A 13,476-nucleotide genomic window follows, 5' to 3' on the forward strand; every position below is an offset into this window, starting at 1 on the left:
AAGCTGGGAGGCCGCTGGAAGGTCCCTGGGAACCCTTCGCCATTCCGGAGGGCCGCCGCCGGGAGCCTGCCTCCGGTGCCCCGGCCCTGCAGGTCGGGGCACGACCGTCGGCCGCCCGAGTTCGGCGGCACGTCCCCGAATCCGCGGACGGACTGCGCCGATGAGGCGCCCATCGCACCGGATCGCCAGGCCGGTGACCGTCGTATCGGCGAGCTCGCCGCGCACCTCGTCCATCGTCTGCACCGGTGGCGGCCGACCGCCCCGGGCAACGACTCCACGACACGAACTCCACCTCGCCTTATTCTGGGCGGGAGAGCCCCGCACCCGGCCCGAGGAGGGACATGACCACCGCGATCGTGCTGTCCGGCGGCACCAACCTGGGCGCCATCCAGGTGGGCATGCTGCGGGCGCTGGTGGAGCACGGCGTCGTCCCCGACCTGCTGGTCGGCACCTCTGCCGGCGCCCTGAACGCCGCCTACATCGCCGAACACGGGCTCACGGCCGACGCCGTCGACGGCCTGGAGGGGATCTGGCGATCCCTGCGGGCACGCGACGTGTTCCCGCCCGATCCACTGCGTCTGCTCAGCGCGCTGCGCGGCCGGAGCCCGTCGTTGTTCGACGACACCGGGCTGCGCCGCATCGTCGAGAACAACCTCACGCTCACCGGTCTCGAAGACACCCGGGTCCCGCTGATCGTGGTGACCACGGACGTCCTCACCGGCGGTGAGGTGGATCTGGGCTGGGGACCGGTCGCCGACGCTCTCCTGGCCAGCAGTGCCATTCCGGGGCTGCTGCCGCCGGTGCACTGGCACGACCGGACCCTGGTCGACGGCGGCATCGCGGACAACACCTCGCTGGCACCCGCGATCACCGCCGGCGCGGACACCGTGTACGTGCTGCCGACCGGGTATTCGTGTGCCCGCACCGAACCACCCCAGGACGCGGCGGGCGCGGTGCTGCACAGTATGACGCTGCTGGTGCACAAGCGACTCATCCGGGAGATCGACGACTACGCCGACGCCGCCGAACTGATCGTGCTGCCACCGCCGTGCCCGCTCGATCTCGGCGCGATGGACTTCGGCCGGGCCGGGGATCTGATCGAGGAGGCTCACCGGGAAGCGGTCTCCGTGCTGGCGGTCGACGGCGGACGCCGCGCCCACCCGTCCCGGCTGATCGCGATGCACACGCACCCCGCCGCACCCACGTCGCCGGATCTGGTGTCCCGATAGCGGTCGCGCGCGTGGGGCACGATGATCGGGGCCGAGCCGCCGCACCCCTCGTGGCGGCCGTGACGGCCTCGGCGGTCCGCGCCCAGATCTTCCGCGCCGATCGTGTCTCCGGCCGGGATCAGCCGGCCTGGTCGAACGCGATCGATTCCCCCGGCACCGCCGGCCCGGCGGCGTATCGCCCCAGCGGCAGCCGATAGGTCGTTTGCAGTCGCTGGATCTGCGCGCGAACGTCGTGCAATTCGGTGAGCAACTCGCGCGTATGCGGACGCGAGAGCGGAGCCGACCCGATCTCGATGACCAGCCGGTCGGCCCCGGGCCTCGAACTCGCGGACGAAGATCATCGCCTGCAACGTCGACGGATCAGAACCGGGATCACCTGTCAGCCAGATCATGATCGTTCCCCTCCACACCCGACGCACGCTCGCGGTGACTTCATGTCTCCCGAAGCGGGCATAAGCTCGGGTTTCCTGCCTCCGGTAGAGCGCCGCCACCAAGGTGTTTCGGCTTCTGTTGTCCGCCGGGACAAACCGTCCACGCCGCTGACCGCGGTGCGGCGGACGACGATTCAAAGGCGTTCCCGGATCTCGAACGCGAGACACAGCTCGGCGAGGTCCCGCGGCACGCGCAGCGATCGATCGGTCACCTTCTCGATCCGGCGCATGCGATAGCGCACGGTGTTCGGATGGCACGACAGCGCGTGCGCCGCGTCATCGATCGAACCGTCCGCGACCACCCACGCATGGAAGGTGCTGGTGAGCAGCTGCTGATCGTCGCCGGTGAGGCCGGCGAACTCACCGAGGATCACGTCGGCGATCTTGCCCGTGACGTCGGGCGCACTGATCGCCGCGACGGCGAGCACCGAGTCGTCGAACACCCGGACCAGCTCACCCGCCGGCACCGACTCCATCGCCAGCCGCGCGTATCGCATGTGCACCGACGTGTCGGTGAGGTCGTCGAACATCGGGGAGATCCCCACCGGTGTGGTCGCGACCCGGCCGAGCAGATCGACGGTGGCGCGGTGCGCGGCCGGCGAGCTCACATGGACCAGCCCGAGATGGATGTCGGGAAACAGCCGCCACGCCGAAGACGTGTCCACCGCCCGCAGGCGCGCGGCGATCTCCGGCAGCGGCAGCCGACCGATCATCGGCGGCGCGGCCGCGACCACCACGTACGGACCGTCGGCCGGGATACGCAACAGCTGCGCGACCTCCCACCGGGTGTAGTCGGCTAGGGCATGTCTGATAATTCCCTCGACCAGGCGATTACCGCGTTGAGGACGACCGCTGCTCGGTAGTTCACAGCGTGCTTGTCGTAGCGAGTGGCGATGCCGCGCCACTGCTTGATGTGGCAGTAGCGACGTTCGATGACGTTGCGGTTGTGGTAGTCGGCGGCGTCGAGGCCAACAGGCCGGCCGCCGCGTGAACCCCGACGTTTGCGGTGTCCCTTCTGATCATCGGGTTCGGGAATGACGGCTTTGATCCCGCGTGATCGCAGGTGGCCTCGAATCGCGCGCGAGGAGTAGGCCTTGTCGCCGCGGACCGCGTCCGGGCGGGTGCGTGGACGCCCGCGTTCACGGCCGACTCGCAGCTGCGCCATCAGCGGCAGGAACATCGGCGAGTCCCCTGCTTGGCCGGGCGTGAGCAGCGTGACCAGTGGCAGGCCGTTGCCGTCGACGAGCTGGTGAATCTTCGTCGAGAGCCCACCGCGGGATCGGCCGACCGCGTGGTCAGGCGGCTCGAGAGCCGGATTGTTGTAATTCGATCCAGCCCCCTGTGAGGCGTTTGGTGTTCGTGGCGTGCTGATGTGCGCGGGCGATCGTGGAGTCCACCGACAGTGACCAATCCACCAGGCCCGCAGCGTCGGCGGCCGCCGTCAGCTTCGCATGCACCTTGTCCCAGAGGCCTGCCCTGGCCATCCGGTGATGCCAGGTCCACACTGTCTGCCACGGACCGAACACCTCCGGCAGATCACGCCAGGCGATACCGCACCGATACCGGTAGGCGATCGCCTCGACCATGGTTCGTGCGTCCGAGAACGGCCGGCCGCGTCGCCCGGTCGGCCGCGGCAACATGTCCTCGATCAACGACCATTGAGCATCTGAAAGCACCTGAAACCGCGACATGAAATCAGGCTCGCAGAGCCGGACCGGAACATTTGTCAGACACGCCCTAGGTGGCGGCCTTGCAGAAGCGCCTCGACCAGCGCCTCCCGCTCGTACTCGTCGTCGATCACGCGCCGCATCGTCGCCTCGCGATGCGCGGATGCCATGGCCTCGACATAGCTGTCCTGCCCCGACCAGATCTTCTCGGTGGCCGCCAGCGCCAGCTCCGCACCCGCGGTCGGCATGCCGGCGAGCGTCTCACGCAGCCCCTGCCACACCTGGTGGGCGGCGACCCGGAACGCCGCCATCACCGCGGGCAGGGGAACGCCTTGTTCGGCACGCAGCCGGCCGGTCTGCGTTGCCGCCGTCAAGTCGAAGTCCCGGCGGTGCTCCAGCGAACGGAACACCAGCGTCAGGTTGTCGACGGACGTTTGGTGCAGCGACTCCTCGGACACCGTCGGGTCATCCCGGTAGAACTCCACCTCGTCGCCGATGGCGGCCACCACCCGCCGCGCGAGTTCATCGACGCGGGTCAGGAGCGATGCTCCCAGCTCCGCGATCTGCCCATCCAATTCCGGCGACGACACGTGTCAAACGCTAACAGCGCCCGGCGCACCCACTCGCCGCAATCGGCACACCGTGGTGGAAGACTGCGTTGCGCGAGCGGCCGTTCCCCGCGTCGCGCGCAGCCCCACGCGCCAGAACCCGCCCTCCGCCCGTGCGCTTCGAGCACGGGCGGAGGTGGCGAATTTCTCGCGGGGCGGCCACACGAGCGGATCGGTCGTTTGCGCGGCGCCGACGAGGCGGGGAGCCCGGATCGGCTCGCATCAGCTCGACAGGCCGGGGCAGAGAGCGCGGGAAAACGTCGCACTGCGCGGCAGTCTTTCAGATCAGGCGGCCGGTCAGGACGACGCCGCTCACTGCTCGAAACCGAGGTAGTCGGCAAGCCACTCGCGAAGGTCGGCGACGGTCTCCGCATCGAGGCGGCCCAGATACCCGGCGAATCGATCGCGCGACACGGTGCGCAACTGCTCGGTCATCGCGAAGCCCGTCATTCCGGGCAGTGCCACGGGCACGTGATTCGGCCAGCCCCGATCGACCGTGCTGATCGGCACACCCAGCGCGACCGTGTCGACGAGTTCGAGGTAGGTGTCCGATGCCACAACGACGAAGGGGCGGCGCCCGGATTGTTCGCGACCGACGACCGCATCCGGGCGCACCCAGTAGACGTCTCCGGTGTGCACGCGCGGCCGGTCAGTCACGGGGAGCCACCGTGAGCGCATCGATCTCAGCCACCTCGTCCCAGTAGTCCGGGCCGGGCGGTCGCACATGCATGGCGGCGGCCATCGCCTGCAACCGCTCGCGGCGACGCGCGTCGCGGACGACCTGGTCGAGGTAGTCCCCGATCGTCTGACCATGCTCGGAGGCGGCGGCGCTGATCCGGTCCCGCAGAGCGGTGTCCACTTTGATCGTCGTCAGGCCCACACTCCGAGGATATCGTCTCAGAGGTTGACAGACATCCTGAATCGGCATACCTGGACGACATACCTCCGGCGCGTGGCGCTGTCACGTCCGACTTCACCGAGACCGGAGCGCGCATCAACGCCACCATCTGGCAGCCCGCGGGTCAACGCCGGACCGCTCCTCGGGAATCTGGATCTGGCAGGTGTGCCGGGCCGGTGGCGCACGACGATGCCGAGTCGGCCGCCGTGCACTCGTATGGGAGTGCGGAGCCGGCCGGTCCGGGGACGACGGCACCGGACCGGCCGCCCGCGCGGGGCGAATCCGGCCCGGCGCCGATCCGGGTCAGGTCAGCTTGTACACCGTGGTGCCGCCGACCGTCGTCGCGGTGAAGTTCTCGCTCACCCAGGTCGCGATCTCGCTCGAGGCGCGCGAACCGCCCATGCCGGGGAAGCCACCGCCACCACCGGGGAAGCCGCCACCCGGTAGGTCGTCGTTCGGCACGTCGCCGTTCGGGAAGCCGCCGCCCGGGAAGCCGCCACCGTGCGGTGCGGTATCGGACGGCGCGCCTTCACCGTTTCGCGTACCGGTACCGCCCATACCGCCGGGGCCGCGGCCGACGATGTAGTAGCCGATCTTGCCCTGGGCGACCCACTGCTTGAACTGGTCGAGGCTGGGCGCCGGATCGCCGCCGCCGAACCCGCCGATGGCCATCACCGCCCGGCCCGACTCCAACTGCAGGGAGGCTTGCGATTGGGCTCCGGTGGTCGCCGCCGCCCACTTGGTGTCGGTCCCCTTGAGCAGTGCGATCACCTCGGCGTCGGCGGTACCACCCATGCCTGGGCCACCGAAGCCGCCGCGGTCCCGGTCTCCCGAATGCCGTCCACCGGGCAGCGACATGCCGCCCCGGCCACCCGGGAAGCCCATCCCGTCGCCGCCCTTCGAGGTGTGCACGGCGGTCGGCACTGCGCCGGTGTGCGTGGTGTTCGCGGTGGCGATGCCGAACGATCCGATCGCGATTCCGCCCGCCACCACTACGGCCCCGGCCAGGGTCGCGGCGCGGGCGCCGTCCGCGCGGCGCAGCGCGACCAGCGCGGCGAGACCGAGGAGCGTCACGACGCCCAGCACCCAGCCGAGCAGCGGCCAGGCGAAGCCGGTGGCGCAGGCCCGGGCGACACCCCAGCCGGTCGCTGACACCAGCAACAGCGCGAGGAATCCGGTACCGGCCCACGTCGAACGGTGCCGCCAGCCGATCACGGCGCCGATCGCGACCAGCGCGGCGATCGCCGGGGCCAGTGCCACGGTGTAATACGGGTGCACGATGCCGCTCATGTACGCGAAGATCAGGCCGTTGATCACCAACCAGGTGCCGAAGACGGTCAGCCCCATGGCCGCCGTCCGGTCGACGACGAGCAGTCCGCCCCAGCGGGCCCGCAGGGCGGGGATCAATCTGACCGCGAGCAGAACCAGCGCGACCAGCAATACGAGCAACGCGGCCGGCAGCAGCCAGGAGATCTCGTTGCCGAATTCGTTGCTGAACAGCCGTGCCAGACCGGGCTCACCGCCGAAGGCTCCGCCGGCGCCTCCGCCGCCGGGACCGCCGCGGCCCATGCCGGGCATGCCCTCGGGCAATTCGATGCCGCTGGGCGGCGTCATCCCGCCTGAGCCGCGTCCGCCGGGACCGCCGCTGTGGCCGAAGATCCGCGCGAAGCCGTTGTAGCCGAGTACCAGGTCCATGAACGAGTTGCCCTCGGAGCCGCCGATGTACGGCCGCGAGGAGGTGGGCCACAGGTCGACGAGCAGCACATACCAGCCGGCGGACACCACCAGCGCCACCACCGCAAGCGCCAGACCGCGAATCCGTTTGAGCCAGGTGGCCTGTGCGAACAGCAGGTAGGCCAGGCCGAATCCCGGCACGACGATCAGGCCCTGCAGCATCTTGGCGAGGAAGGCGAAGCCCAGCGCGACGCCGCAGAGGGCAATCCAGCGCGCCGAGGCCTGCTGACAGGCCCGGACCGTGCAGTAGGCGGCGACGGTCATCAGCAGGACCAGCAGCGCATCGGGATTGTTGAACCGGAAGATCAGCACGGCAGCGGGCGTCAGCGCCAGGATCGCCCCGGCCAGCAGGCCACCGGCGGTCGCCGTGCGCGACGATCCGCCGTCGAGCAGTACCCGGCGGACGGTGGCGTACAGCACCCACACCGAGAGCACGCCCATCAGCGCCTGCGGCACCAGGATCGACCAGGAACTCAGCCCGAAGATCCGGACGAAGAGGCCGGTGACCCACAGCGCGGCCGGCGGCTTGTCAACGGTGATCACGTTATGCGGGTCGAGCGAACCGAAGAGCCACGCCTTCCAGTTCTCGCCGCCCGCCTGCGCGGCAGCGGCGTAGAAGTCGTTGCCCCAGTCATTGCGCGAGAGATTCCACAGGTAGAGCAGGGCCGTCGCGGCGAGCAGGGCCGCGAGCGCCCAGTGGCGAGGTTCGATGTGGAGCCGGGAGCGCAGCACCCGGGCCCGCCAGGCGGGCGTGTCGTCCGTCGACAGGGTTGTAGTCATGGTCGTCATCCTGTTCGACGGGCCTGGCAGTTCCGCGCCAGGAGCCTCCGTGTTTGCTGTGAACTCGCTGCGCGGCGGTGCGGCCGCCGGGATCTCGCGCGCGGGTGTGGCCATTCGAGACACGCGCAGAACGACGGCACTCTCGCGGCGCACGTACCGGATGTGACCACGTGAACGCGCAGGGTGCCGTTGTTCTACACGCGACCCGGGTCGGCGGCGCCCGGCGTCAGCCGGGGAGGCGCGTGCGTCGGTCCAGTGCCGCGTAGGCCGCCGACATCTCCACCGTGACGTCGCGCCCCACCGCCGCGATCCGCGCCAGCGAAGGCAGGTGACCGTTGACGTGCCGGCTGAACCGCGCGACCGCCTCGATCTGCGCCGCGGTCGCTTCCCAGGCTTCGGCGATCTCGAAAGTGTCCTGTGCGAAGACCAGGAATACGGCGGTGTCGAAATCGAAGCTCCGGAACGGGCTGAAAACAGCCGAGCGGCCGAGTGCACGGCGGCCCATCGCCTTCACCTGGATCCGCCGGCCGTCGTCGGTGGTGACGTCATGCGATTTGGTCGAGTTGGGTTCGAGGAACCCGCCGCGCGCCTGCCGGACGATGCATTCGGCGATGTCACCCAGCGGTTTGTTGTTGGTACGCACGAGTTCTCGCGCGCGAAACTCAGCATTGATCGCCGCCTCCAGCCGCAGGAGATCGCGGACGCCGAACTGAGCGAGACCGGGCAGCTCGCCGCCCGGCGGGTGAGTGGTCACGCCCCACCGTATCCGGCGACATCAGCCCGAACGTCGCGTACGCGCCAGGAAGACCAGGTCGTACGCGCCGGTGTTCACGCGCCGGACGTCGGCGTAGCCCATCCGGCGGTAGAGCCGGAGATTCGCGAGACTGTGCTCGCCGGTGAAGAGTTCGACCCGCTCGACACCGGGCGGCAGAACGTCGTCGACCGCCGCGAGGAGAGTGCTGCCCAGCCCCCGGCCCTGCCGGTCGGGGGCGACGGTCAAACGTCCGAGTTCGGCCACGGCGTCCCGCATACGCAGCCGGACCGCGGCGACCAGGCGCCCGTTCTCCCGGATTCCGAGGCCGATGACGGCGGGGTCCCGCAATTCGCCGATCAGCTCGTCGAGCGTCTGAGTGAGCGGCGGGAGAGCGAGGTCGTCGTGCAGGATCGCTTCGCTCACGTAGGCCGCGCGTTGCACGGTGAGGACCTCACCCGCGTCCGCGGTGGTCAGCGGTGCCCGGACCGAGTAGTCGCGCCCGATTCCCGCGGTGCCCCGGCCCCAGGCGCTGCCCGCGGCCCGGCGCTGGTGCGCCTCGAATGCGGCCACACCGGCGAACCGCTCGTCCACCCGCCAGACACCGGCTTCGGGCGTCGGCGCGACCTCGAACGACAGGCATCCCGGTTCGGCACGCGTCAGCGCGCGGTGCTCGGGCAGCAGTCGTTCGACGGCTGCGATCTGCTCGTCGTTCACGCAGATCAGCCGTCCGCCGAGTACGACCGGGGACATGGGCAACACCTTCCGGTTGTCGTGATCGGCGGCCGGCCGATCGCTACGGCGCGACCTTCTTCACGACGCTCGATTTGAGCTGCATCCGGCCGAAGCCGGGCACGTTGGCGTCGATGTCATGGTCACCGACACCGTCGGAGATGAGACGGATGCCGCGCACCTTGGTCCCCGCCTTGATCACGCCGCCACCGCCACCCTTGATCTTGACGGTCTTGGTGATGGACACGGTGTCGCCGTCTGCGAGCCGATTGCCCACCGCATCGGTGATCCCGCCGCTCTCCTGCCGATCCTCCGACGCCGTGTCGTCGGCAGGCGTCCACTCGTGGCCGCACATCGGGCACACGAGCAGTGCCCCCTGCTCATACGTGTAGGCCTCCGCGCATTGCGGGCACGGCGGTAGCTGCTCACCCATGCGTCATACGATATTCGACGGTCTCGCCATCACCGCGTCCGGGCAACAGACGGGTCACGCCGACGATGCGGCCTCGTGTCGTGGACCCGGGTGTCGTACCACCGGGATGGCGGCGCACGGCCGGGTGCAGCCGCGGGGTACCGAAGTGATCCCGATCGCGAGCCTCCCGGCTCGCGAGTGAGCCGGCCCGTGACCGTCCCCCAGGCGATTTGGCCTCTCCATGGAAATATCGTTCGCCGGATCGGGCCGATCCGGCGAGAATGGACGGCATGGATGATCTGCTCATCGCACCGGGCCCCGGGGCGCCGCGCGGCCTCCGGGTGCCCGCGTCGGAGCTGATCGAACAGTTCTCCCGTTCGTCAGGACCCGGCGGGCAGGGCGTCAACACGACGGATTCCCGAGTCCAGCTCAGTCTCGATCTGGCGACGACGACGGCGCTGGACGACGCACAGCGCGCCCGGGCACTACGTCACCTCGCGGCCCGGCTCGACGGCAGCATCCTCACGATCGCCGCGTCGGAGGAGCGCGCGCAGCGGCGCAACCGTGTCGCGGCACGGGACCGTCTCGCCGACCTCCTGCGCGACTCCGTCGTTCCGGCGACTCCGCGACGCCCCACACGGCCGACGAGACGATCCCAGCGCCGGCGGCTCGACGCCAAGACCCGGCGAGGCGCCATCAAGGTGAACCGGCAGCGTCCGGTAGCGGACTAGTTGCCGCGCCGGGGCGCACGGTCGACACCCGCGGTATGTCGTCGAACGCTTGCCCGCCGGGCGACCCACGACGAAGACTGACCCGATGATCGTCGAACGCATCGTGCCGAACCTGACCGTCACCGACCTTCCCCGCGCCGTGCGCGAACACTCATCGGTCCTGGGCCTGCAGACGGTCATGGACCACGGCTGGATCGTGACTCTGGCCCAGCCCGACGGCCGTCAACTGAGCCTGATCACCGAGGACGCGAGCGCTCCGGTGAACCCGGACGTCTCGGTCTTCGTCGACGACGTCACGGCCGCCTACGATGAGGCGGTCTCCGCCGGCCTCGAGATCGTGCACCCACTGACGGCCGAGAACTGGGGAGTCACCCGGTTCTTCTACCGCGATTCGTCGGGCAACGTGATCAACGTCGGCACCCATACGTCCTGACGAGGACCACCACGATGCCCGCGACGTACCCCGGCCACAGCGCGCTCAGCAGTCCACGAACACCGTCATCGACATCACGCTTCGCCCCGAAAACTCCAGCATCGCCACCCCGTGCGCCTGTCCGTCGGTCAGGCTCACCGAAACGAAACGGCCCGCCGCGATGGTCTTGCCGGTCCGCCAGCCGGCGAGGCGCGCGCCGAGGTCGGCCGGCGAGCGCAGCGTCTGCCTACCGAAACGGAGCACCGGGGAGGCGGCGAATTCCTGCTCGGCGTTCGTGTAGTCGCCTGTACCGAGCGCGGCGAGCAACTCGACGGCTCGTCGCTTGCCTCGGCGCCCGACACCGGCGAATCCCCGGGTGAACCCCAGTGTTCCGCCGAGCCGCTGATTGCTCAGCAGCCCGAGCGTGAGCCGGCCCGACACGGCGGCCGCCGCAAGCCCCTTGCCGGCGAGCTGACCGACCATCGCCGGCAGCTCCCAGTGCGCGTACAGACCGTCGATCTGCGCATCTCCGGTCATCACATAGCGCAGGTGCGCGGGTACCAGGAGAGTGACCCGGTCACTCATCTGGATCTCGAGCGTCACGTCGCGGAGCACCTCGTCACCGCACACGACATCGTGGTCTACGCGGAAGCGGACAGCATTCGGGGCGATGAACGTGTCGTAGAAGCGCGCCAACTGTGCGGCGCCCCGATGCGGCACCGAGCCGACCGGATCGTTCACGATCGCCGTCGGCGCGAACAGCGACAGCCAGCGAGCCTTGTCGTGATCGGCGACCGCCGCGGGCGACTCGTCGACCGCAGCGAGTAACTCCTGCTTCGTCGGCATACTCGGCTACCCTTCACTAAAGTAGAACGTGTTCTAATTCTACAGGCGGATCATCGAGCACGGAAAGAGAACGGTATGAAAGTCGCAGTAACGGGCGCCAACGGGTTCGTGGGAACCAACTTGGTCGACCTGCTCCGGCTCGACGGGCACGAGGTCGTGGCCATCGACAGAGTGGTTCCGTCTGGTTTCGAGAGCGCGTCGGGGGTGCGGGGCGTCGTCGCCGACGTCCTGGACCCCGACGCGATGCGCGCGGCACTGGCCGGAGTCGATGTGGTCTACCATCTGGTCGCCGTCATCACACTCGCCCACCGGAACGAACGCGCATGGCAGATCAACACCGAAGGCGTGCGGGTCGTCGCGCAGGCGGCACTCGATGCCGGCGTGACCCGGATGGTGCATTGCAGTTCGATTCACTCCTTCGACCAGCACACCCGTTGCGATCACCTCGATGAGAGCTCTCGCCGTTCGGACTCGCCGGATCTACCGGTCTATGACCGCTCCAAGTACGCCGGCGAGCAGGAGCTGCGGGCGGTGATCGACCGCGGTCTCGATGCCGTGATCTGCAATCCCACAGCGGTCTTCGGCCCTGTCGACTCCGTCCCCATGTCGCGCGTCAACGGCATCCTGCGCGACGCTGCGCGCGGACGCCTACCCGCCTTCGTTCGCGGCGGCTTCGACTTCGTGGACGTCCGCGACGTCGCCGGCGGGCTGGTCGCCGCGGCCGCGAGCGGCCGTACCGGCGAGAATTACCTGCTCGGCGGGCACTACCACCAGCTGGCCGACATCGCGCGGGACACCGCACGGCTATGCGGACGCCGGGGTCCGATCGTCGCCCTGCCGTTGTCCGGACTCGCGGCGCTCATGCCGGTGATCGAACCCATCTCCGCGGCGTTCGGTTCCGATCTGCTCACCCGAGCCTCGCTGGCCACGGTCACCGCGTCGCCGCGAGTCGACTGCTCGAAGGCCGCCGCCGAGCTGGGATACCGTCCGCGGCCGACGGCAGACACCGTCCGCGATCTCGCGTCACACTTCGTCAGCGCGGGACACCTTGCTCGCCGCCGGTCGCCGTGGTCGATGCCCGCCGCGCTGCACCTGGACACCGAGATTCGGGCCACTCCCCTCAGCGCCCTATAGCCGAATGCCCCGGGCCCCCGGGGCGGGACGCCAAATCGCTGCCGGGAACGCATCGGCGGCGAGCATCTACCTGGCGGCCCGGGCGAGGTCTACCGCGTCGAAGCGAGTTCAGGACTTTCGGGCACGCGGGCGGCCGCCGCCATGACGGCAGACAAGGTCGCCGCGAGCACAGATCGGCCGCGGCCTGCGGTCCACACGACGTCGCCGCCCGCGCGATGCTCGATGAGGCTCAGCGCTTCGCTGTCGCGGCTCGTACCGACGCCGGCCTGATGCAGGCCGAGAACGTCGACCACGATGCCCTGTGCCGCCAGCGAACTGATCAGGGCCTCGACCGGCCCGACTCCGGTGTGCGTGCTGACGTGCTTGCGCCCGTCGACACTGAGGACGACATCGACGCGGGCGCGCTCTGCCGAGTCCGACGTCTCGCACCCGATCAGCGCGACGCGTTGATCGTGCGGTCGCGCAGGGGCGACTCTAGCACAACTCCTCAGATAAGCAGATAGGTGATGGAATGAGGCAGGCATCCCGCCGACCATGGCGCGGACGTCTTCGTCGCCGCGCTCGATGCCCCGGAGGACTGGGACGTCGTACTGCGCCGGACCAACATCATCTCGGTGCTAGAGGCCCGGATCGCCATCGAGTCCGAAGCCGCCTCACTCGCCGCATCGCACCGGACCCCTGCCGACCTTCGCGCGATCCGGCGCGCCCTCGCCATCCGGGCAGACCACCGCAGCGAGGCTGAGCGTCACGTCGATACCGACACCGCCTTCCACCGGTCAATCGTCGCCGCCGCTCACAACCCTGATCCTCCTGGAGTTGCTCGACAGTTTCACGCCCCGGCTACGCGAGGCGATGATCGAGATGCTGCGCATCCACAAGGAGTTCGGGGAGCGACAACGACCAGGCTGCGCACGCAGACCGCGCGGGTGCGATCGCCGATCACGACGAGGCCAAGGCGGCCCGATACAGCCGAGCACTTCTGCCCGCCTTGCGCGACAGCCTGACCCGATCCGGTCCACGGTCGTACGGCTCCGTCGAGACCCGGCCGGCCGCTGGGGTCCTCGCCCCACATGCCGTTGTGGCGGAAGTCCCCGTCAGTGTTGCGAGGCAC

The 13,476-nt window shown here is 69.5% G+C and carries 18 protein-coding genes; 5 read left to right on the forward strand and 13 right to left on the reverse strand.

Annotated elements, in window-relative coordinates; all coding sequences use genetic code 11:
* The first annotated feature begins 341 nt into the window (after positions 1–341).
* Positions 342–1,229, forward strand: a complete 888-nt coding sequence (locus MYK68_RS15400; RefSeq protein WP_247864604.1) for a patatin-like phospholipase family protein — start codon at positions 342–344, stop codon at positions 1,227–1,229.
* 118 nt (positions 1,230–1,347) lie between these two features.
* On the opposite strand, the gene MYK68_RS20810 is transcribed toward MYK68_RS15400, so the two are convergent.
* The 11 genes from MYK68_RS20810 to MYK68_RS15450 all read right to left on the reverse strand — a co-directional run bounded on the left by MYK68_RS20810 (position 1,348) and on the right by MYK68_RS15450 (position 9,263).
* Complete coding sequence (locus tag MYK68_RS20810; RefSeq protein ID WP_283255227.1) at positions 1,348–1,479, reverse strand: hypothetical protein; 132 nt, start codon at positions 1,477–1,479, stop codon at positions 1,348–1,350.
* A 315-nt stretch (positions 1,480–1,794) separates the two neighbouring features.
* Positions 1,795–2,424 carry a PucR family transcriptional regulator gene (locus MYK68_RS15405; RefSeq protein ID WP_247864606.1) on the reverse strand — a complete coding sequence of 210 codons (630 nt, stop codon included), beginning with the start codon at positions 2,422–2,424 and terminating at the stop codon, positions 1,795–1,797.
* A 32-nt stretch (positions 2,425–2,456) separates the two neighbouring features.
* Positions 2,457–3,071, reverse strand: coding sequence for an IS5 family transposase (locus tag MYK68_RS15410; protein WP_349306179.1), 615 nt, complete (start codon positions 3,069–3,071; stop codon positions 2,457–2,459).
* A complete protein-coding gene (locus tag MYK68_RS15415) occupies positions 2,956–3,351 on the reverse strand; it encodes an IS5 family transposase (protein WP_349306138.1) in 396 nt (131 codons plus the stop codon). Before MYK68_RS15415 ends, MYK68_RS15410 begins: the two co-directional genes overlap by 116 nt.
* Positions 3,352–3,386: 35 nt before the next feature.
* Positions 3,387–3,917 carry an RsbRD N-terminal domain-containing protein gene (locus MYK68_RS15420; RefSeq protein ID WP_247864608.1) on the reverse strand — a complete coding sequence of 177 codons (531 nt, stop codon included), beginning with the start codon at positions 3,915–3,917 and terminating at the stop codon, positions 3,387–3,389.
* Between the two features lie 330 nt (positions 3,918–4,247).
* Complete coding sequence (locus tag MYK68_RS15425) at positions 4,248–4,592, reverse strand: type II toxin-antitoxin system PemK/MazF family toxin (RefSeq protein ID WP_247864609.1); 345 nt, start codon at positions 4,590–4,592, stop codon at positions 4,248–4,250.
* A complete protein-coding gene (locus MYK68_RS15430; RefSeq protein ID WP_247864611.1) occupies positions 4,585–4,815 on the reverse strand; it encodes a hypothetical protein in 231 nt (76 codons plus the stop codon). The genes MYK68_RS15425 and MYK68_RS15430 overlap by 8 nt, the downstream gene beginning before the upstream one ends.
* Positions 4,816–5,136: 321 nt before the next feature.
* Positions 5,137–7,347, reverse strand: a complete 2,211-nt coding sequence (locus tag MYK68_RS15435) for a glycosyltransferase family 39 protein (protein WP_247864613.1) — start codon at positions 7,345–7,347, stop codon at positions 5,137–5,139.
* Positions 7,348–7,573: 226 nt separating this feature from the next.
* A complete protein-coding gene (locus MYK68_RS15440; RefSeq protein ID WP_247864614.1) occupies positions 7,574–8,101 on the reverse strand; it encodes a DUF6998 domain-containing protein in 528 nt (175 codons plus the stop codon).
* Positions 8,102–8,122: 21 nt separating this feature from the next.
* Positions 8,123–8,851 (reverse strand): GNAT family N-acetyltransferase, encoded by a 729-nt coding sequence (locus MYK68_RS15445; protein ID WP_247864616.1) that lies wholly within the window; start codon positions 8,849–8,851, stop codon positions 8,123–8,125.
* A gap of 43 nt (positions 8,852–8,894) precedes the next feature.
* Positions 8,895–9,263, reverse strand: coding sequence for a zinc ribbon domain-containing protein YjdM (locus MYK68_RS15450; RefSeq protein ID WP_247864617.1), 369 nt, complete (start codon positions 9,261–9,263; stop codon positions 8,895–8,897).
* 269 nt (positions 9,264–9,532) lie between these two features.
* On the opposite strand from MYK68_RS15450, the gene arfB reads away from it, so the two are divergent.
* Positions 9,533–9,973, forward strand: coding sequence for an alternative ribosome rescue aminoacyl-tRNA hydrolase ArfB (gene arfB / locus MYK68_RS15455; RefSeq protein ID WP_247864618.1), 441 nt, complete (start codon positions 9,533–9,535; stop codon positions 9,971–9,973).
* Between the two features lie 85 nt (positions 9,974–10,058).
* Positions 10,059–10,406, forward strand: coding sequence for a VOC family protein (locus tag MYK68_RS15460; protein WP_247864619.1), 348 nt, complete (start codon positions 10,059–10,061; stop codon positions 10,404–10,406).
* 45 nt (positions 10,407–10,451) lie between these two features.
* On the opposite strand, the gene MYK68_RS15465 is transcribed toward MYK68_RS15460, so the two are convergent.
* The gene (locus tag MYK68_RS15465) at positions 10,452–11,231 is read right to left on the reverse strand and encodes a nuclear transport factor 2 family protein (RefSeq protein ID WP_247864620.1); all 780 of its coding nucleotides are present in this window, start codon (positions 11,229–11,231) and stop codon (positions 10,452–10,454) included.
* A gap of 75 nt (positions 11,232–11,306) precedes the next feature.
* Here MYK68_RS15465 and MYK68_RS15470 point away from each other — a divergent pair, with 75 nt between their 5' ends.
* Entirely contained in the window at positions 11,307–12,365 is a 1,059-nt protein-coding gene (locus MYK68_RS15470; RefSeq protein WP_247864622.1) for an NAD-dependent epimerase/dehydratase family protein, read from the forward strand.
* 89 nt (positions 12,366–12,454) lie between these two features.
* On the opposite strand, the gene MYK68_RS15475 is transcribed toward MYK68_RS15470, so the two are convergent.
* Positions 12,455–12,889, reverse strand: a complete 435-nt coding sequence (locus MYK68_RS15475; RefSeq protein WP_247864624.1) for an alpha-isopropylmalate synthase regulatory domain-containing protein — start codon at positions 12,887–12,889, stop codon at positions 12,455–12,457.
* Between the two features lie 90 nt (positions 12,890–12,979).
* Here MYK68_RS15475 and MYK68_RS15480 point away from each other — a divergent pair, with 90 nt between their 5' ends.
* Positions 12,980–13,369, forward strand: coding sequence for a FadR/GntR family transcriptional regulator (locus MYK68_RS15480; protein WP_247864626.1), 390 nt, complete (start codon positions 12,980–12,982; stop codon positions 13,367–13,369).
* Positions 13,370–13,476: the final 107 nt, after the last annotated feature.

The sequence above is a fragment of the Gordonia sp. PP30 genome (assembly GCF_023100845.1).
Lineage (GTDB): Bacteria > Actinomycetota > Actinomycetes > Mycobacteriales > Mycobacteriaceae > Gordonia.